Source organism: Dactylosporangium sp. CA-052675, assembly GCF_050947935.1.
GTDB lineage: Bacteria > Actinomycetota > Actinomycetes > Mycobacteriales > Micromonosporaceae > Dactylosporangium.
Map to the genome: position 1 here is coordinate 2488092 of NZ_CP192010.1, position 18874 is coordinate 2506965.

Sequence of the window (18874 nt, forward strand, 5' to 3'; positions counted from 1 at the left end):
CGAAAGAACTACCCTGCGTGATCAGCCTTCAGCGCTAGGTGCACGAGCGTCTCGGCGCACGCGTGGACCTGCTCCAGGCTGACCCGCTCGTCCGGGCAGTGGCCGTAGCCGACGCCCGGACCGAACTGGACGGACGGGACGCCGGCGGCGGTGAGCAGGCGCAGGTCGGAGCCGTACGGGGCGCCCACCACGGCCGGCTCGGCGCCCGTCAGCGCCCGATGCGTCTGCACGACCCGCTGCACCAGGCCGGTGCCGTCGGGGCAGCGGCCGCTGGCGAACTGCCCGCCCCACCACTCGACGGTCACGGGGTGCTCGCGCAGCCAAGGGTCCCGCGCGCACGCCTCGGCCACCGTGGACTCGAACTCGGCCCGGGCGCTGTCCACCGGCTCGTCCAGCGCGACGCCGAACCGGCCCTCCGCGACCAGGAGGTCCGGCACCGTCGAGGCCCAGTCGCCGGAGCGCACCGTGCCGACCTCCAGCGGGTAGGCGATGTCCCACCGGCGCATCATCGGGTCCACGCGGCGGTTCCTGGTGGCCTCCAGCGCCCGCAGCACGGGGAAGATCAGCTGGAACTTCTCCACCGCGCTGACGCCGGACGTCCGGGCGCAGGCGTGGGCGGCCAGGCCCGGGACCCGCAGGCGGAAGGTCAGGGCGCCGCCGTTCGCGGCCAGCACGTCCAGGGCCGTGGGCTCGGTGATCACGCAGGCGTCGGCGCGCCAGCCGCGTTCGAGGGTCGCGTAGGTGCCCAGGCCGCCGTCCTCCTCGCCGATCACGGCGGCCAGCAGCAGGTCGCCGCGCGGGCGGGTGCCGGTGCGGTGGATGGCCAGCAACGCCTGCAGGGCCGCGACGAATCCGCCCTTCATGTCGCAGGCGCCGCGGCCGTAGGCGTGGCCGTCGCGGATGTCGCCCGACCACGGCGAGGTGGACCAGGTGCCGGGATCTCCCGGGGGTACCACGTCCAGGTGCCCGTTGAGCATCAGCGACCCGGCGTCCGGGTCCGTCCCGGCGATTCGCGCGACCAGGCCCCAGGCCTCGGCCCGCGCCACCTCCATGCCCGGGAAGTCCGCGCGGGCCTTGAGCTCCGCCACCGGTATCGGCCACAGGTCCAGCTCGACGCCCTCGGCCCGCAGGAGGTCCGCCACGTGGTGGACGATCTCGCTTTCCTCGGGCGTGCCGCCCACACTGGGGATCCGGATCAGGTCGGTCAGGGTGCGGATGGTCTCGGCGCGAGCGTCGCGCAGGGCGTCTGTGGCTGCTTGCACGGCCGGCTGTACTGCATGATTCACGAGGGCACGATATGTCGCTGACGCTCATGACGTACAACATCAAACTCGGCGGCGCCGGCCGGCTCGAGCAGATCGGGCGCGTGATCGCGGAGCAGTCGCCGGATGTCGTCGCGGTGCAGGAGCTTCGCGGGGAGCCGGATCTGGGCGCGCTGACCGGCATGCGGGCGGTCGTGGCCCGCCCGTGGCGGGGGCAGCCGGTCGGGCTGCTGGTGGGGCGGCATCTGCGGGTGCTCGGCGCGGGGCACGTCGCCCGGCCGTTCTTCCACGCGGCGGCCTGGGTGCGGGTCGCCACGCCGCTCGGGGCCCTGACGCTCGTGTCCGCGCACCTGTGCCCCTACTGGGGCGGGGTGCGCGCCGCCGAGGCGGGATGGCTGGCCGCGTTCCTGCGGCGGCGGGGCGAGGGCGTGCTGCTGGGCGACCTCAACACGCTCGACCCCTGGGACTCGCACGAGCGGCGGCTGGCGGCGCTGGCACCGCAGTACCGCCGCCGCCACCTCGATCGCGGAAGGCCCGACGTGCGCGCGACGGCACTGCTGGCCCGGCGGGGGCTCGTGGACCTCTTCCGCCGGTGCGGCTCGGGGGCGGGCTGGACGGTGCCGACCTCCGGGGGCGGGGGCGCCGAGTTCACGCGGATGCGGCTGGACTACCTGTGGGCGACGCCGGGCAGCGCCGCCCGGTTCACCGAGTGCCGCGTCGTGACCGGCGCTGCGGCGGAATCCGGTTCTGACCACTACCCGGTGGTGGCCCGGGCAGCGTAGAGACCTGGGCGGCGGCGGCCTGGGCGGCGGTGCCGGAGGTGCGGGGGTCGATCTGCTGGCGGATCGGCGGGCGGCGCCGGTCGCCGCCCAGCGGGGGGTTCGCCACCCAGCGGATGATCGGGCCCTGGCCGGGCGCCGGGGTCCAGCCGAGGAAGCGCTGCCACAGCTGCTCGGCCCCGAACTGGCGCAGGTCCTCGGCCGCGTCGGCGACCCGCAGGGCCATGAGGGTGCGCAGCTCGGCCGGGTTGTCCGCGTACTCGGCGGCGAGCTGGGCCCGCTTGGCCGCGCACGGCCACGGGTCGGCACATCCCGTGCACCGCCACTCGGGGCGGGCCGGCATGTGCGCCGCGGACGTCACCCAAGGCTCCCGGGCCGGACGACCTCGAGGCGGCGCAGGGCGTAGACGAGCACCGAGTTGCGGGCCGTCACGTACTCGTCGCACGGCCACGGGCGGCCGCAGTCGCGGCACAGCTCGCCGCGCTTGAGCTTGGCGGCCAGCCACCCGCGCGGGCGCGGCTGGTGACGGCGGCGCTGGCGGACGAGGTCTGGGAGCTCCATTGCGAATCCTCTAAGTCGCCGTGGACGGACGGGGGGAGGTGGTGTCGCGGGGCTTGCCGAGGCGAAGCGTGGTGTGCACCAGGTGCTGGTGGTCGCCGAGGCGGGCGGCCGCGTGCACGGTCAGCGGGGGCGCCGCGGCCGCGTGGGGGCGGCGGCGGGTGCCCTTGGAGCGGTACATGGCCGCGTCGGCGCGGTGCACGGCGTCGGCCAGGTGCGCGTCGGGCTCGACGGGGACGAGCCCGACGGACACGCTCACGGTGACGACCTGCCCGGCCAGCCGCATCGGGGCCGCGAGGGCCTCGGCGAGCCGGTCGGCCTGCTCCTGCGTGCTGCCGGAGCGGCCGGGGAGCAGGCCCGCGAACTCGTCGCCGCCGAGCCGGGCCACCAGCCCGCCGTCGGCGTACGCGTGCAGGCGCCGGGCGGTCGTGACGAGCACCTCGTCGCCGGCGGAGTGCCCGAACACGTCGTTGATCTGCTTGAACCCGTCGACGTCGAGCACGACGGCGACCAGGGGGTGCCGCGCGCGGTCGGCGACCAGCTCGGTCCCGCGCTGGTAGAAGGCGCGGCGGTTGGGCAGGCCGGTGAGCGGGTCGTGGCTGGCCGCGTGGCGCTCGATCTCGAGCTCGGCGCCGAGCCGGGCCGCGAGCCGCTCCGCGCGTCGCGCGCGCACGTACAGAGGTAGCGCCGCGCACGCCCCGGCCGCCGCGGCCGCGCCGGCCATGAAGGCGAGGGGATCCATGCGCGTCGTCCCTTCAGATCGCAGCTGGGGAAGTCACCCGATCGTTTGGGTCCGAATGTCTGGTTTTGATCACCTGCTGTGAGCGACCCCTGACATCCGCACATGCGCTAGCATGCGCTTTATCGGCTGCAGACGCAAGAGCCGATGCACGTGCAGATGCCGGGTGCTTGGTGAACTTCAACCAAGGTCGTCAGAGAGATGTCGATGGAGCAGACGTACAACGGGATGCCGGCCGGCCACCTCCCCGGTGTGACCTGGCAGAAGAGCCGCCGCAGCAACCCCAGCGGCAACTGTGTCGAGATGGCGCGCCTGCCCGGCGGGGCCGGGTTCGCCATCCGGAACTCGCGCGACCCCGAGGGGCCGGCGCTCATCTACACCTACGAGGAGATCGCCGCGTTCCTCGGCGGCGCCGGCGACGGCGACTTCGACAATCTGTTGGCAGCCGAGTAAGCGGCTGAGTAATCCGCGTCCGAAGATCGAGCAGGCTCGCCGCCGCCGTCCCGAGCGAGCCCACTCCCGCTTACTGTCGGGTCATGGCATGCTTACTCCGGTCGCGGGGCAGGCTCGCGGCTCGCGACTGTTCGACCATGACGGTCCCGGAGGCAGCACGGTGACGACCGGTCTAACTGAAGGAGGAGCGTCCGGAGGCCCCACGGTCCTCCGGATGCTGCTGGGTGCCCATCTGCGGCGCCTGCGCGAGGCTCAGGGGGTGACCCGGGAGGACGCCGGCTGGGAGATCCGCTCGTCGGAGTCGAAGATCAGCCGGATGGAGCTCGGCCGCGTCGGCTTCAAGGAGCGCGACGTCGCCGACCTGCTCTCCCTCTACGGGGTCGACGACCCCGAGGAGCGCTCGCGCCTCCTGGCGCTGGCCCGTGACGCCAACAACCCGGGCTGGTGGCACCGCTTCGGCGACGTGCTGCCCAGCTGGTTCCACTCCTACCTCGGGCTCGAGGCGGCCGCGGCGCTCATCCGCACCTACGAGGTCCAGTTCGTGCCCGGGCTGCTGCAGACGCAGGAGTACGCCCGCGCCGTCGTCCTGCTCGGCCACGGCCGGGCCAAGGAGGACGAGATCGAGCGGCGGGTCGAGCTGCGCATGCAGCGCCAGCAGATCCTGCACCGGCCGGACCCGCCGAAGCTGTGGATGGTCGTCGACGAGGCCGCGCTGCGCCGCCCGATCGGCGGCACCGAGGTCATGCGCGGGCAGATCGAGGCGCTGCTGGAGATCAACAACACGCTGCCCAACGTGCGCCTGCAGGTCATCCCGTTCAACGCGGGCGGCCACGCGGCGGCCGGCGGCGCGTTCACGCTGCTGCGCTTCCCCGACGACGACCTGCCCGACGTGGTCTACATCGAGCAGCTGACGTCGGCGCTGTACCTCGACAAGCGCGACGACGTCGACCTCTACGCGGAGGCGATGGAGCGGCTGTGCGTCGAGGCCCGCCCGCCCATGGACACCTCGAAGATCCTCGAGGACATCCGCAAGGACCTCGACGCCTAGGCCTGCGCTCAGCCCGTGAGGGCGGCGACGAGCTCCGGCAGGCGGCCGAGGACCCGCGCGCCCGCGATCGGGTCGGTGTAGTCGCGCGTGTGCGCGATCAGCCCGGCCTCGAGCGTCATCACCATCGCGAACCGGAGCACGAAACGCTCGCCGGTGGCGTGCATCAGACCGTGGACGTCGTACTCCACGACGACGGTCGAGCCGTCGGCGCCCGCGTGCACGCGCACGTTCGCCACGTCCGTGTAACGGCGCACCGCCGTGCCGGCGCGGAAGTGGGCCCGCAGCTCCTCCCGGGTCGTCTCCAGCCGCGCCGGCATGAGCCCGGGCACGGCGAACGGCATCTCGATGACCACGCGCTCGGCATAGCAGTCGGCGAGGGCTCCGGGGTCGGGTGCGACGACGGCGGCCAGGAATCGATCGACCAGCTCCATGGAAACGGAGCATACGCTCCGGATGGCGCCGGTGGAAATTTCAGTCCTTGTCTCGGACAACGGGGACGAACGTGTCGAAGCGCTTGACGGCCCCGGGGCGCGGCGAAGGATGGGAGCGCTTCCAACCGCCATCCGAGAAGCCTCCCAAGGAGCCCCCATGCGGTACCGCACAACCACCCTGGCGGTGGCCGGCGGCCTGCTGCTCGCGTCGGCCGGGGCGGTCCTGCTGCCGACCTCGGCACAGGCCGCCGCGGGCTGTCAGGTCACGTACACCACCAACGACTGGCCCGGCGGCTTCACGGCCGCCGTCACGGTCAAGAACCTCGGCGACGCCGTGTCGTCGTGGACCCTCGGCTGGACCTTCGCCGCCGGGCAGCACGTCGACCAGGGCTGGTCGGCGACCTACACCCAGTCCGGCGCGAACGTGACGGCCGCGAGCCTGTCGTACAACGGCGCCCTCGCCACCGGCGCGAGCACCAGCATCGGCTTCAACGGATCGTGGACCGGCTCCAACCCGAAGCCGACCGCGTTCACGCTCAACGGAGTCGCCTGCAACGGCACCACGACGAGCTCCCCGAGCCCGTCGAGGAGCGCCTCGGCCAGCCCGTCGGCGTCGCCGTCGGTGTCCGTGCCGCCGCCGGCCGGGGCCGCCCCGAAGCTCAAGGTGAGCGGCAACAAGCTGGTCACCGGCACCGGCTCCACGTACCGGCTGCTGGGCGTCAACCGCTCCGGCGGCGAGTTCGCCTGCATCCAGGGCAACGGCATCTGGGACGGGCCGATGGACCAGGCCTCCGTCACCGCGATGCGCACCTGGAAGATCCGCACCGTGCGGGTGCCGCTGAACGAGGAGTGCTGGCTCGGCACGAGCGACGTGCAGGCGGCCTACGGCGGGGCCAACTACCAGAACGCGGTGAAGGCGTACGTCAGCCTGCTCGTCAGCAACGGCATCACGCCGATCGTGGAGATGCACTGGAACTACGGGCAGTACACGGGCCCGTCGGCCGGCTGCTCCGACGTCAAGGCGACCTGCCAGAAGCCGATGCCGGACGCGCAGTACGCCCCGAGCTTCTGGACCGGCGTCGCCAACGCCTTCAAGGGCAACGACGCGGTCGTCTTCGACCTGTTCAACGAGCCGTACCCGGAGCGGGCCACCGGCAGCGCGAGCACCGGCTGGGCCTGCTGGCGCGACGGCGGCACCTGCAACGGCATCGGCTACCCGGTGGCGGGCTTCCAGTCGCTGGTCAACGCCGTGCGCGCCACGGGCGCGACGAACGTCATCATGATCGGCGGCCTCGCGTACTCCAACGACCTCACGCAGTGGCTGCAGTACAAGCCGACCGACCCGCAGAACAACATCGCGGCGTTCGCGCACATCTACAACTTCAACACCTGCTCCAACACCTCCTGCTACGACAGCCAGCTCGCCCCGGTGGCGGCCCAGGTGCCGCTGTCGCTGACCGAGATCGGCGAGAACGACTGCTCGCACGGCTTCGTCGACACGCTCATGAACTGGGCCGACGGCAAGGGGATCGGCTACCTCGGCTGGACCTGGAACACCTGGGACTGCTCGAGCGGCCCGTCGCTGATCAGCAACTACAACGGCACCGCGACCGCGTTCGGCCAGGGCATCAAGGACCACCTCGCGGCGGTATCGTCATGAGACGCGCGCTGATCGCCGGCGCGGCCGCGCTCGTGGCCGCCGGCACCTTCACGTTCGTCATCACCCGGGCCGAGGCGGCGACGCAGACCCTGCAGTCGCTCGCCGCGGCCGGCGGGCGGTACTTCGGCTCCGCCACCGACAACCCGGAGCTGTCCGACACCGCCTACACCGCGATCCTCGGCGGCGGCGAGTTCGGCCAGACCACCCCGGGCAACGCGATGAAGTGGGACAGCACCGAGCCGACCCAGAACGCCTTCAGCTTCGCCAAGGGCGACGAGGTCATCACGTTCGCCCAGGCGCACAACATGAAGGTTCGCGGGCACACCCTGCTGTGGCACAACCAGCTGCCCGGCTGGGTCTCGCAGCTGCCCGCGGCCCAGGTGCGGGCGGCGATGGAGAACCACATCACCCAGGTCGCCTCGCACTACAGGGGCAAGGTCTTCGCCTGGGACGTCGTCAACGAGCCCTTCAACGACGACGGCACGTTGCGCAGCACCTCGCCGTTCTACACGGCGATGGGCAGCGACTACATCGCCGACGCGTTGCGCACCGCCCGCGCCGCGGACCCGGACGCGAAGCTCTACATCAACGACTACAACACCGACGGCCAGGGCGCCAAGGCCGACGCGATGTACGCCCTCGTCAAGACGCTCAAGGCCCAGGGCGTGCCGATCGACGGCGTGGGCTTCCAGGCGCACCTGGCGATCCAGTACGGCTTCCCGGCCAACATGCAGGCGAACCTGCAGCGCTTCGCCGACCTCGGCGTCGACGTCGCGATCACCGAGCTGGACGTGCGCATGGTCCTGCCGCGCGACGCGAGCAAGGACGCCACCCAGGCCACGTACTACACCGACGTGGTGAAGGCCTGCGTGGCGGTGACCCGCTGCGTCGGCATCACGATCTGGGACTACACCGACAAGTACTCGTGGGTGCCCTCGACCTTCTCCGGCCAGGGCGCGGCGCTGCCGTGGGACGAGAACCTGGCGAAGAAGCCGGCCGCCTACGACGCGATCGTGACCGGTCTCGGCGGCACGGTGTCCTCGGCCTCGCCGTCGGTCACGTCCGCATCGCCGTCCGTGTCACCGTCCGTGTCAGCGTCCGTGTCAGCGTCTGGGTCACCGTCTGTGTCACCGTCTGTGTCACCGTCTGGGTCACCGTCCAAGTCCGGGTCGCCGTCCGCGCCGGCCTCCAGCAGCCCGCCGCCGGCGGGCGCGTGCACGGCGACGTACAAGATCGTCGGCAGCTGGCCGGGCGGGTTCCAGGGCGAGGTGAGCGTGGCCGGGACCAGGCCCGGCTGGACGGTCACGTGGACGTTCGCCAACGGCCAGACGATCAGTCAGCTCTGGGGCGGCTCGGTGAGCCAGTCCGGGGCGGGCGTGACCGTCACCCCCGCGTCCTGGAACGCCACCCCGCCGGCCACGTTCGGCTTCCTGGCGTCGTGGAACGGCACCAATGCCGTGCCGGCGGTGACCTGCTCATAACGGGCGCGCGCGATCCGCCGGTCCCGGTCGCGGCCGGCCGGGGCCGACGGATCAGCGGGTCACCGTGAACATGTAGCAGCCGTAGGCGATGTTGCGGCTGTCGACCCGCACGACCTCCGGGTGCGCCAGGATGCCGGCCAGCTCGGCCTCGGGGTCCGTGCCGTCGTGGGTGCGGGTCGACGGATGGATCCAGCCGCGGGCATCGTAGGCGCGCAGGACCTGCGGCCGGCCGCGCCAGCCCTCGGGGTACCCCGTGCCCGCCGGACCCGCGCACGGCTCGGCGTGGGCGAAGACGGCGCCGAGCTCGCGGTAGGGGCTCGCCGGCGGCAGCTTCGGGTCGAACCCGAACAGCAGCAGGCGCTCGCCCGGCTCGGCGTCGCGCAGGCAGCACCGCACGGGCTCACCGCCGTCGGCCGTCCACGGCCGGGGCGGGTTGCCGGAGGCGTCCCGGCCGGTGCGGCGAACGGATTGCAGCGTCTCGGCGTCGATCGCGTGAACAGTGAACATGCCCTCAGCGTGCCCCCGCGAAACGCTTCACGCTGGCGGGAATCGGCCCTCGTGTCGAGGCCTAGTTGATCATGCGGGACGGCGCCGTGGTCCGTACCGTTGAGTGGGTGGAGCGGGTACCCCTGGACGAGAACGCCGCGGCGCGGCAACGGCTGACTGCACTCATCGACTCCCTCGGCGACGAGGGTCTACGCAAACCGGTGGCGCCCGGCTGGAGCGCCGCGACCGTGCTGGCGCAGCTCGCGTTCTGGGACCGGTGGGCGCTCACGCTCGTGCGCCGCTGGCGTTCCGGGCACCTGCCGCCGCCGACCGTGCCGCAGTGGTACGACGACGCCATCAACGACACGCTGCTGCCGGCCTGGCAGGCACTGCCCGGCCCGGTCGCGGCGCAGCTGGCGCTCGACGCCGCCGAGGAGGCGGACCTGGAGATCCGTAAGGCCGAGACCCCGGTGGTGGCCGGGATCCTGGCCGCGGGCCAGGCGAACCTGCTGCACCGGCACGTGCCGCGCAACGCCGCGCTGGACCGCATCGAGGCGGCCGGCTAGGGGACAGCCGCGGCGCCCGCGATGCCGCATACTCGGACGCCGTGAGCGGTGATCCCTTCGAGAGCCTGGACCCCGAGTGGGCGCGGGACGTCGAACGCCGTGCCGTGCGCGCGGCCCGTGTGCAACGCGTGCGGCGCGGCCTGCGCCCGCCCCGCCGCCGGGGCCTCGGCCCGACCGGGAAGCTGGTGCTGATCGGCGTGGTGGCCGCGGCCGCGGTGCTGGTGTCCTTCGGCGCGTCCTTCTTCCTGCCGGGCGGCCGGTAACTCCGGCCGGGTGTCCAGCGGCGCGGGCCGGGCGGCCGGTGGCGCGGGCCGCGTGGCCGGTGGTGCGGGCCGCGTGGCCGGTGGTGCGGGCCGCGTGGCCGGTGGTGCGGGCCGCGTGGCCGGTGGTGCGGGCCGCGTGGCCGGTGGCGGAGGGTGAAAGGGCGGATCACCCGTTTCTGGGCGGACCGGTCACGCCGCCCGTCGGCACGATCTGCGCATGTTGCGTCTCGATCCTGACAGCGTTCTCGTCACCACCGCCGCCGAGCTGCAGACCCGGCACCTGGAGCGGGATCCCGACGACCCCTCGCGGTGCGGGGCCTGCGGGGCGCTGCTGCCCTGCCCCGTCGAGGCGGCCGCCGCGCTGGTGTGCCGGGCCGGAGGGCTGTGGCTCGAGGGGGACACGATCGTGGACGCGCTCGAACCGCCGACGCAGCTCCTGGCGATCATTCCGGCCGACGTCTGAGATGATCAATGCATGAGGCTTCGGCCGTACGCCGAACAGGACCGCCCGCTCACCGCCGAGCTGGAGGGCGACGCCGAGGTCATGGCGCACCTCGGCGGGCCGGCGCCGGGCGGGCGGGCCGAGTCCGTGCACGAGCGGCGGGTCGCGGGGCGCGAGGGCGAGTGGTACCGCACGATCCTCGCCGACCCCGATGACGAGCCCGCCGGTGTCGTGGCCGTGTTCCGCAGCGTCTGGGAGGGGCGCGAGATCCACGAGCTCGGCATCATGCTGCTGCCCGGGCGGGCGCGGCGCCACGGGCTCGCGGCAGGGGCGGTGCGCCTCGCCGTCGAGGAGGTGCGGGCGTCGGGGCTGGTGCGCGAGGTGCACGCGTTCATCGGGGCCGAGAACCGGGCCGCGGGCGTCGTGGCCCGGCGGACCGGGTTCGTGAACCACGGGCCGTGCGACGTGGACTACGAGGGCGTGCCGATCCGGTGCGAGCACTGGATCCTGCGGCTCTAGCGGAGCCCGGCGCTAGGCGGCGGGCTCGATCAGGCCCGGGGACTGCAGCCAGGCCAGCGCCTCGGCGCGGGGCAGCGGCTTGGTGAACAGGTAGCCCTGGCCGAACCCGCAGCGCAGGTCCACGAGCCGCTGGCGGTTCGCCTCGGTCTCGATGCCCTCGGCCACCACCTCCAGGTCCAGGGTGCGGGCGAGCTGGACGATGCCGCGGACCAGGTCGTACTGCCGCCGCGAGGTCCCGATCGTGTCCACGAAGGACTTGTCGAGCTTGAGCGCGTCGACGGCCACGCGGTGCAGGTAGGACAGCGACGAGTAGCCGGTGCCGAAGTCGTCGATCGAGACCCGCACGCCGGCGGCGCGCAGGGTGGCCAGGTCGGCGTGGATGTGCTCGTCGTCGCCGAGCAGCAGGCTCTCGGTGATCTCCACCGTGAGCGCGCCGGCCGGCAGGTCGGCCTGGGCCAGCTCGGTCAGCACCCGCTGGACGAAGCCGGGGGAGCGGAACTGGCGCACTGACACGTTGACGCTCATCGTGGGGGCGGCGTCGGAGCGGTACAACTTGCGGAACTCCACCGCGGTGGCGATGGCGTTGCGCATCACCCAGTCCCCGAGCGGGACGATGAGCCCGCACTCCTCGGCGATCTCGATGAACTCCAGCGGCGGCACCAGCCCGAAGGTCGGGTGCTGCCAGCGCACCAGCGCCTCGAAGCCGTGCGGCAGGCCCGTCGCGAGCTCGACGATCGGCTGGTAGTGCAGCACGAACGCGTCCGCGGCGAGGGCCTGGTCCAGGTCGGTGCGCAGCCGCATCCGGCGCAGCGTGTCGGCGTGCATCGCGGACTCGTACCGCCGCCAGCGCTCCGGCGTCCGCTTCGCGCTGTCCAGGGCGACGTCGGCCTCGCTGAGCACCTGCGTGGCGTCGGCGGCGTCGGTGGTCATGGCCACCCCGACGCTCGGCAGGGCCGTCACCACGCTGCCGCGGACCAGGAACGGCGGGCGGAAGTCCTCGACGATGCGCGCGGCGAGCGCCTCGACCTCGGCGACGTCCGCGCGCTCGAGCAGCACGCCGAACTCGTCGGCGCCGAGGCGGGCCACGACGGCGGCGTGCGGGCACACCTCCACGAGCCGCTCGCCGAACGCCTTGAGCAGCTCGTCGCCGACGTCCTGGCCCATGGCGTCGTTGACCATGCGGAAGCCGTCGATGTCGAGGATGAGCACGGCGGCGGCGGTCGCGCTCTGCACGCAGTCCTGGAAGCGCAGGCGGTTGCCGAGGCCGGTGAGCGGGTCGAGGTAGGCGCGGTCGATGAGCTCGCGCTCGAGGCGGCGGCGCTCGGTCACGTCGTGGATGGTGAGCACCCGCCCGGCGACGGTCGGCTCGTCGGTCAGGTCCCGGACGGTCACCTCCACGTCGGCGGTGGACCCGTCGGCGCGCCGGATCCGCTCGTCCGACACCAGCAGGTCCGACACGTGCGCGCCGACCGGGTCCAGGCCGAACAGCGGCTGGGCCGAGGGGCTGGCGTAGCCGACCCGGTCGTCGTCGCCGACGATGAGGATGACGTCGGCGGCGTTGAGCACCAGGGTGCGGAAGTAGGCGTCGCTGTCGCGGCGGACGATCTCCCGGTTCAGCGCGATGTGGTCGAGCATGCTCGCGGCCTGGCCGGCCAGCACCCGCGCCGACTCCTGCAGCGTGACGAGGGCCCGCTCGTCGGCGGCGACCCACAGCTCGCCGAGGCGGACGCCGCCGATGCTCAGGGGGCAGTACAGCGCCAGCTCGAACCCGTCCAGCTCGCGCGCGGACTCCTCGGGGAGCTTCGCGACGTACTGCATGCTCATGACGGCCTCGGGGTGCGCCGAGCCGACGCGCAGCACGGTGCGGTGGGCGGTGCCGGGGCGCAGCAGCGAGCCGACCGCCCGGCGGACCACGGCCTCGACCGCGCCCACCTCGGTCGCCGACAGCAGCGCCTCGCAGGCCTTGCGCAGCGCGCGCTCGCGGGACAGCGTGTGCCCGACGCTGCGCGCGGCGAGCCCGCCCCGGCCGAGCGACAGCGCCACGAGCGCGGCCGAGCCGACCGCGATGACGGTCCCGTTGTGCACCGGCCCGGACTGCGCCTCGGCGAAGAGGATCCCGGGCGCGACGAGCGAGGCGACGCCGAGCACGGCCCGGCGCGGCTTGACCTGCGTGGAGCCGATCACCCGCGGCTCGGACAGCTGCGCCATCGACGGGTGCAGCGCGGCGAGCCCGCCCGCGGCGAAGAACACGATCCAGCCGACGTCGACGAAGCTGCCCAGGCCCCACTCCCCGTCGAGCCGGCGCAGGCTGAACGCGACGTCGGAGACGAGCAGCACGGCCCCGGAGGTGAGCAGCAGCGCCACGCTCCAGCTGCGGCGGGCCTCCAGCACCATCCGGACCATGATGGCCAGCAGCATCACGTCGGCGAGCGGGTAGGCGCTGGCGACGGCCTTCTGCGCGGCGTTGAGGCCGGGGTCGCTGAGGTACGGGTCGATGAGGATCACCCAGGCGAGCAGCCCCGCCCCGGCGGTGAAGATGAGCGAGTCGATGACGGTCGCCCAGTCCCGGTTCGCCGCCCCGGAGCGGCTCAGCATCAGCAGGCCGAGCAGCAGCAGCGGGAACGTCGCGCCGAGCGAGATCGCGTCGGCGACCGACGGGAACCGGTCCGAGTGCAGCATGTCGGTCTGCACCAGGGAGGCCGCGGTGCCGGCGGCGAGGCCGAGGGAGCCGCCGCCCCACAGCAGCCACGGCAGCTTGCGCCGGGGCCGGTGGACGCGCACGCCGTAGACGATCGCGGCGATGGTGGCCGCGACGAGCCCGACGTAGCAGAACATGCCCACGGCCGGGAACAGCCGGTAACAGACGGCAAGGACCAGCGCACAGAGCGCATATGCCCAGGTCACCCGCCTTGTCACGCCGCTCCTTCCCGTGCGCTGCAAGTTACTTTGTCCCGCCGGTCCCGGGCGGGGCAAGGTCTGATCCACCGGTATACACATCGGCCGGTCGAACGGCCGCTGAAGGCCGCAACCGCATGCGTTTGCCGGGCAGGACATGCGTTCTGCGGACCGGTGGCGCGGGCCGATAGGTTGATCTCCATGGACTTCGCCTGGCTCGAGGTGACGACGCTGGCCGAGCGGCCCGACCGCATGCCGCTCATCACGACGTTCGACGACCCCACCGTGGCCCCGTTCCTGTATCAGGACCCGGTCTCCGCGGCGCTCTTCCCGGCCCTGGTGCAGCGGCATCCGCAGTACACGCTGCTGGCCGTCGAGCGCGGCACCGGCGCCCCCGCGGGGATGCTGTGCACGCTGCCCTTCACCGCGGGCGAGGACGGGGAGCTGCCCGGCGGCGGCTACGACGCGGTGCTGCTGTCCGCGGCCGCCGACGCCCTCGCCGGGACCACCGGGCCGCAGGTGTCGGCGCTGTTCGCGACCGTCCGGCCGCAGCTGCGCGGCCGGGGCGTCTCCGGCCATCTGCTGGCGCTGGCCCGGCGCAACGCCGCCGCGCTCGGGCATCCGGCGCTGTTCGCGCCGGTGCGCCCGACCCACAAGCACCTCCAGCCGCTGATGCCCCTGGCGCGGTACGTGGCCCGCCGCCGCGCCGACGGCACCGCCGAGGACCCGTGGCTGCGCGTGCACGAGCGGGCCGGTGGGCGGTTCGTGGCGGTCGCGCCGCACTCGATGACCATCACGGCGCCGCTGGAGCGGTGGCGGGCGTGGACCGGGCTGCCGTTCGACGCGCCCGGGCCGGTCGTCGTCGCCGGCGGGCTCGGGCCGGTGGTGTGCGACCCCGAGCGGGATCTCGCCACCTACGTGGAGGCCAACGCCTGGTACCGCCACGACCTCTGAGACACGACCACAGCGACACGACCACGGCGACACGACCGCGGCCACACGACCGCGGCGCCACCACGACGGCGGTCAGAGGGCGGCGCGGTCCCGCTGGCCGTGCTTCACCGAGTACATCGCGGCGTCCGCGTCGCGCAGGAGCCGGTCGGCGTCGGCCAGGGCGCCGCACGCCGCGCCGATGCTGGCCCGGATCGGGATCAGCGCCTGGTCGACCTCGACCGGCTCGGCGAAGCACTCGTGCAGCCGGCGGGTCAGCGCCTCGGCGGAGGCGAGCGCGGCGCCGGGCAGCAGCACCGCGAACTCGTCGCCGCCGAGGCGGGCCACGGTGTCGGCGGGGCCCACGCAGTGCCGCAGCCGGTCCGCCACCGCGCGCAGGAGCGCGTCGCCGGCGTGGTGGCCGTAGGTGTCGTTGACCGCCTTGAAGCCGTCCAGGTCGATGATGAGCACGGAGGCCCGGCCGCCGGCGGCCGCGATGCGTTCGGCGAACAGGGCCCGGTTGGCCAGGCCGGTCAGCGCGTCGTGGGTCGCCTCGTGGCGCAGCCGGTCCTGGAACGCCACGACGTCGGTGATGTCGTGCGCGTTGTAGACCACGCCGCCGATGCTCGGCACGTGCGTGAGGTTCGTGGCCACGGCCGTGAGCCAGCGCTCGCGGCCGTCGAGGTGCGGGACCCGCAGGCGCACGGTGATGCTGTCGCCCGGGCGGGTCAGCAGGTCGTCGAGGCGGGCCCGCCACTCGTCGCGCCCCTCGGCCACGGTGAGCTCGTCCATCCGCCGGCCGATCACCGACTCGGGCGGCACGCCGAAGGTGCGCTCGACGGCCGGGCTCGCGTAGGACACCACGTGGTCGGCCCCGGCGATGACCGTGATGTCGGAGGAGTGCTGGACCAGGGCCCGGAACCGCTCCTCCTGCGCGGCCAGGGCCTGCATGCTGCGGTCGACCTCGCCGAGCAGCCGCGCGTTGTCGGTGAAGGCGATCAGCTGCCGGGTGACCACGATGCCGGTCACCAGCAGCACGCCGATGACCACGCCCCAGACGCGGGCGTCCAGCGAGCCGCGGGCGAGCGAGACGATGAGCAGCACGTAGGCGGCGGCGACGCCGATGTAGGGCAGCAGGCTGAACGGCCGCACCGGGCGGCGGGCGAGGATGTCGGGGTCGGCGCGCAGGTTCGCCTCGTTGATGCGGGGCACGGCGGCCAGCAGCGCGCACGGCAGCAGCCGGGCCAGCATCGCGACCTCGGGCCGGATCACCTCCACCAGGGCCGCGGTCAGGCCGGTGGACAGGCCGATGAGCACGCTGGCCAGGCCGGCGCTCCAGCCGGCGATCGGGGTGAACGGCATGTTGCGGCCCAGCATGAGCTTCACGAGCCCGAACGAGCCCGCGAGGCTGACCCCGGCCGAGGCCAGGGCGAGCAGCAGCGCGCCGCCGCCCTCGCGGAGCTCGACGCTGGGGGAGAGGTACCACACGAAGACCGCGGTGGCGGCGATGACCGTTGCCGCGTCGAGCAGGAACCGCAGCCGCTCCCGGCCGGCCGTGTTGGTCGGGTGCAGCACCATGGCGAGCAGGCAGACCAGCGACCCGCAGGTGACGAGCCCGGACTGCAGCGCGCCGCCCTGCACCATGCCGTCGACGGGGGTGGCGAAGGTCTGCACGCCCTGCGCCGCGTCGCCGGCGGTGAGCAGCACGCCCCCGGCCGCGATGAGCCGCCAGAACCGCCGGTGCGCCGCGGACACGCCCGGCACCGCGCCCATCCGCGCCGAGAAGACCGCGAAGATGACGTCGAGCAGCACCTGAATCGGCCAGAACAGGGCGAGTTTCGCATCGGAGGAGGCCCCGGTTCCGGGCAGGGCATACCAGACCGTGAAGGCCGCGGTGACCAGCAGCAGGGCACGCAGGACCGGATCGCGCAGCAGCGCTGCCCTCGCCGTCGGGCGAGGCCGCTGCTCATGGGATGTGCTCACGGCACTCCTTCATTGCGCCGGACTCTACCGCCTGGGCGGGCACCCTGAGGTGCCGTCTACATCGTCCATACGGCCGAAGACCTGAGTCAGGCTGAAGTGCGCGAGGATCTGCGCGCGGAAACGACGCGCCGCATCACCCCCCATCCGCCGCGAATCGCCCCGAACAGGGCGAGGGTCGACGGGATCACCGCGACCGTCAGGGCGGCGAGGCCCTCCCACGCCGCGGCGGTGGTCAGGCCGTCGGCGCGGATCGGGGCCACGCACAGGGCGACGAGGTGCGGCAGGCCGGGCAGGACGAACGTCGCGAGGTAGTACAGGGCGACCGCGGTGCCGGGGACGTAGAGCCACAGGTAGCGCCGGGCCCACGTGACCTCCCGCGGGCCGGCGTCGGCCAGCTGGCGCTCGTCGGCGGGGGTCGAGCGGCGCAGGTACCGCCGCAGCAGCGCGCCCTTCGTGGCCCACAGGGTCTTGCAGCCGGTCGCGTTCACCAGCAGCGCGTAGACGTCGGTGCGCACGAAGACCATGGCCTGGGCCAGGATCGCGGTGCACTGCAGCAGCACGAGCGCCCGCAGCAGGCGGGCCGCGACCGAGCCGGGCGCGACGAGCTCCTGGGCCGCCAGCGCGCCGGCCAGGACCACCGCGTCCCAGGCGAGGCCGGCCAGCAGGGGCCCGTAGCGGGCGCGACGGGGGACGCTCCAGAGCCGGGTGAGGTCGGCCTGGAAGGTCAGGAAGTACAGGCGGCGGCTCACCGACAGGCGGCTGGGCAGCCCGAGCGCGGCGGTGGCGAGCACGTGCGCGCCCTCGTGGGCGGCGACGGCCAGCATCCCGAGGCCGCTGACGGCGAGGATGTTCAGCAGCTGGGTGGTGAACGGGAAGGCGTCACGGTACGTCGGGCGCAGCCCCGCCACCGCGACCAGCAGCACCGGCACGGCGAGGGCGAGCACCGCGTAGAGGCCCCAGGCGACCCGGCCGAACAGCAGCGCACCGGCCCGCTGGCGCCGCGTGCCGTCGATCCGCCCGTCGTCGCCGGAGCCGCTCAGCAGGCCCTCGCCGGCGAGCACCGCCAGGAAGTCCGCCACGTCGACGGGCTCCCCGGCCAGCTCCCCGGCCCGCCGCTCGGCCTCGGCGACGCTCGCGCCCTGCTGCAGCCACTCGATGATCCGCGCGCCGATCTCGGGGACCTCGACGTAGGCGGCCGTGTCCGGGCTGCCCACCACGTAGCCGTCGCCGTCGCGCACGAGCGTGAGCTGGTTCAGCACAGCGGGCACCGGGGGTTGCGCGGCCACGGCACCCGGGTCGTGCGCATGCCGTCGGCGAGCTCGACGGTGTGGTACACGCCGGCCGCGACGGGCTCGTCGGTGCCGGTCAGGTACCGGCCGGCCTCCATCGCCACGAACCCGGCCAGCAGCTGCGCGACGGGGCCGGTGGCGCGGTTGACCCGCCCGGCCGGGAGCACCACGGACTGCTCGGCCAGCTCCGGCCTGGCGCCGCCCTCGTCCTCGCGGTTGAGCTGCAGGCACAGGCGGCACGCGCTCACGCCGGGGTGCACGGACCAGTAGAAGAGGGTGGAGTACTGCAGCCCGCCCGTCACGAACGGCACGCCCAGCTCGAAGCAGGCCCGGTTGACCAGCAGGTGCACGTCGTCCGGGGAGTCGATGGCGCAGACCACGAGCGAGGCGCCCCGGCCCAGGGCGACGATGCCGTCCACATCGGACACCCGGGCGTGCACGGACTCGACCACGGTCTCGCCGCAGTAGCGGGCGGCCCAGTCCTTCGCCGCCTCGACCTTCGGGCGGCCGACGTCGGCGTGGCCGTAGGCGAACTGCCGGGCGAGGTTCTTCTCCTCGACGTGGTCGAAGTCCACGACCCGTACGCGGCCGGCGCCGAGCCCGACGAGCGACTGCAGCACCCCGCTGCCCATGCCGCCCGCGCCGAGCAGGAGCACGTCGGCGCCGGCCATGCCCCGGTGGAACTGCGCGCTCGTACGGTCCAGTCCCGCGAAGAGGTCGTAGAAGCGCAGGTTGCTCTCGTGCCGCCGGAGCGTGGCCGCGTCGAGCCCGCCGTCGCCGGCCCGCAGCAGCACCCCGACGTCGTCGAGCGCGCCGACCGCGGCCGCCATCTCGTCCTCGGTGACCTCGAACCCGCGCTCGCGCATGGCCGCGGGCAGCTCGGCGACGCTCCGCGAGCCCTCGGCGAGCACCCGCAGCAGGGCGGTGACGCTGCCGTCGTCGTCGGCGAGGTAGGTGGCCTCGAGCGCCCGGCGGAGGAGGATGACCTCGTCGGGGCGCCGGATGACCGAGATCGGTTTGAGCTGGGGGATGACCCGCATGATGCAGAATCTCCGATCGCAGAAAAGAGCTCGGCCGGCCCGGCGGATCG

At 73.6% G+C, this 18874-nt stretch carries 20 protein-coding genes; 10 read left to right on the top strand and 10 right to left on the bottom strand.

All coding sequences use genetic code 11. The features are described 5' to 3' along the window. Positions 1-8: 8 nt before the first annotated feature. Positions 9-1286, bottom strand: coding sequence for an ArgE/DapE family deacylase (locus ACQP1P_RS11230; protein WP_433085683.1), 1278 nt, complete (start codon positions 1284-1286; stop codon positions 9-11). A gap of 11 nt (positions 1287-1297) precedes the next feature. Here ACQP1P_RS11230 and ACQP1P_RS11235 point away from each other — a divergent pair, with 11 nt between their 5' ends. Beyond that, positions 1298-2044 (top strand): endonuclease/exonuclease/phosphatase family protein, encoded by a 747-nt coding sequence (locus tag ACQP1P_RS11235; protein ID WP_433085685.1) that lies wholly within the window; start codon positions 1298-1300, stop codon positions 2042-2044. Here the strand turns inward: ACQP1P_RS11235 and ACQP1P_RS11240 are convergent. The 3 genes from ACQP1P_RS11240 to ACQP1P_RS11250 are packed head-to-tail and all read right to left on the bottom strand — an operon-like array spanning position 1965 to position 3341. After that, positions 1965-2402 carry a hypothetical protein gene (locus ACQP1P_RS11240; protein ID WP_433085687.1) on the bottom strand — a complete coding sequence of 146 codons (438 nt, stop codon included), beginning with the start codon at positions 2400-2402 and terminating at the stop codon, positions 1965-1967. The two genes, ACQP1P_RS11235 and ACQP1P_RS11240, sit on opposite strands and share 80 nt — an antisense overlap. Beyond that, complete coding sequence (locus ACQP1P_RS11245; protein ID WP_350618294.1) at positions 2399-2602, bottom strand: hypothetical protein; 204 nt, start codon at positions 2600-2602, stop codon at positions 2399-2401. Before ACQP1P_RS11245 ends, ACQP1P_RS11240 begins: the two co-directional genes overlap by 4 nt. A gap of 10 nt (positions 2603-2612) precedes the next feature. Continuing rightward, positions 2613-3341 carry a GGDEF domain-containing protein gene (locus tag ACQP1P_RS11250; RefSeq protein WP_433085690.1) on the bottom strand — a complete coding sequence of 243 codons (729 nt, stop codon included), beginning with the start codon at positions 3339-3341 and terminating at the stop codon, positions 2613-2615. A 204-nt stretch (positions 3342-3545) separates the two neighbouring features. Between ACQP1P_RS11250 and ACQP1P_RS11255 the strand changes: the two genes are divergently transcribed. Both ACQP1P_RS11255 and ACQP1P_RS11260 read left to right on the top strand, forming a co-directional pair. Beyond that, a complete protein-coding gene (locus ACQP1P_RS11255) occupies positions 3546-3791 on the top strand; it encodes a DUF397 domain-containing protein (protein WP_433085692.1) in 246 nt (81 codons plus the stop codon). A gap of 214 nt (positions 3792-4005) precedes the next feature. Continuing rightward, entirely contained in the window at positions 4006-4839 is an 834-nt protein-coding gene (locus tag ACQP1P_RS11260; protein WP_433085695.1) for a helix-turn-helix domain-containing protein, read from the top strand. Positions 4840-4847: 8 nt separating this feature from the next. Here the strand turns inward: ACQP1P_RS11260 and ACQP1P_RS11265 are convergent, their stop codons facing one another. Next, complete coding sequence (locus ACQP1P_RS11265) at positions 4848-5270, bottom strand: nuclear transport factor 2 family protein (protein ID WP_433085697.1); 423 nt, start codon at positions 5268-5270, stop codon at positions 4848-4850. A gap of 157 nt (positions 5271-5427) precedes the next feature. Between ACQP1P_RS11265 and ACQP1P_RS11270 the strand changes: the two genes are divergently transcribed. Together ACQP1P_RS11270 and ACQP1P_RS11275 are read left to right on the top strand one after the other, a co-directional pair. Then, positions 5428-6930, top strand: coding sequence for a cellulose binding domain-containing protein (locus ACQP1P_RS11270; RefSeq protein ID WP_433085699.1), 1503 nt, complete (start codon positions 5428-5430; stop codon positions 6928-6930). Further along, positions 6927-8411, top strand: a complete 1485-nt coding sequence (locus ACQP1P_RS11275; RefSeq protein ID WP_433085701.1) for an endo-1,4-beta-xylanase — start codon at positions 6927-6929, stop codon at positions 8409-8411. Before ACQP1P_RS11270 ends, ACQP1P_RS11275 begins: the two co-directional genes overlap by 4 nt. A gap of 51 nt (positions 8412-8462) precedes the next feature. On the opposite strand, the gene ACQP1P_RS11280 is transcribed toward ACQP1P_RS11275, so the two are convergent. Beyond that, positions 8463-8918 (bottom strand): DUF1203 domain-containing protein, encoded by a 456-nt coding sequence (locus ACQP1P_RS11280; RefSeq protein ID WP_433085703.1) that lies wholly within the window; start codon positions 8916-8918, stop codon positions 8463-8465. 107 nt (positions 8919-9025) lie between these two features. Between ACQP1P_RS11280 and ACQP1P_RS11285 the strand changes: the two genes are divergently transcribed. From ACQP1P_RS11285 to ACQP1P_RS11300, 4 genes are all read left to right on the top strand, one after another. Then, on the top strand, positions 9026-9463 hold the full coding sequence (locus tag ACQP1P_RS11285) for a hypothetical protein (protein ID WP_433085705.1): 438 nt from the start codon (positions 9026-9028) through the stop codon (positions 9461-9463). Between the two features lie 41 nt (positions 9464-9504). Continuing rightward, positions 9505-9726, top strand: a complete 222-nt coding sequence (locus ACQP1P_RS11290; protein WP_433085707.1) for a hypothetical protein — start codon at positions 9505-9507, stop codon at positions 9724-9726. Positions 9727-9943: 217 nt separating this feature from the next. Then, positions 9944-10189, top strand: coding sequence for a hypothetical protein (locus ACQP1P_RS11295; RefSeq protein ID WP_433085709.1), 246 nt, complete (start codon positions 9944-9946; stop codon positions 10187-10189). Between the two features lie 12 nt (positions 10190-10201). After that, on the top strand, positions 10202-10687 hold the full coding sequence (locus ACQP1P_RS11300) for a GNAT family N-acetyltransferase (RefSeq protein ID WP_433085711.1): 486 nt from the start codon (positions 10202-10204) through the stop codon (positions 10685-10687). A 12-nt stretch (positions 10688-10699) separates the two neighbouring features. Here ACQP1P_RS11300 and ACQP1P_RS11305 read toward each other — a convergent pair whose 3' ends face one another. Then, complete coding sequence (locus ACQP1P_RS11305; protein ID WP_433085713.1) at positions 10700-13603, bottom strand: putative bifunctional diguanylate cyclase/phosphodiesterase; 2904 nt, start codon at positions 13601-13603, stop codon at positions 10700-10702. Positions 13604-13783: 180 nt separating this feature from the next. On the opposite strand from ACQP1P_RS11305, the gene ACQP1P_RS11310 reads away from it, so the two are divergent. Further along, on the top strand, positions 13784-14536 hold the full coding sequence (locus tag ACQP1P_RS11310; protein WP_433085715.1) for an N-acetyltransferase: 753 nt from the start codon (positions 13784-13786) through the stop codon (positions 14534-14536). 72 nt (positions 14537-14608) lie between these two features. Here ACQP1P_RS11310 and ACQP1P_RS11315 read toward each other — a convergent pair whose 3' ends face one another. From ACQP1P_RS11315 to ACQP1P_RS11325, 3 genes are all read right to left on the bottom strand, one after another. Continuing rightward, positions 14609-16495 carry a diguanylate cyclase domain-containing protein gene (locus tag ACQP1P_RS11315; protein ID WP_433085717.1) on the bottom strand — a complete coding sequence of 629 codons (1887 nt, stop codon included), beginning with the start codon at positions 16493-16495 and terminating at the stop codon, positions 14609-14611. 86 nt (positions 16496-16581) lie between these two features. Continuing rightward, on the bottom strand, positions 16582-17754 hold the full coding sequence (locus tag ACQP1P_RS11320) for a hypothetical protein (RefSeq protein ID WP_433085719.1): 1173 nt from the start codon (positions 17752-17754) through the stop codon (positions 16582-16584). Beyond that, positions 17748-18824, bottom strand: coding sequence for a HesA/MoeB/ThiF family protein (locus ACQP1P_RS11325; RefSeq protein WP_433085721.1), 1077 nt, complete (start codon positions 18822-18824; stop codon positions 17748-17750). The genes ACQP1P_RS11320 and ACQP1P_RS11325 overlap by 7 nt, the downstream gene beginning before the upstream one ends. Between the last annotated feature and the right edge of the window lie 50 nt (positions 18825-18874).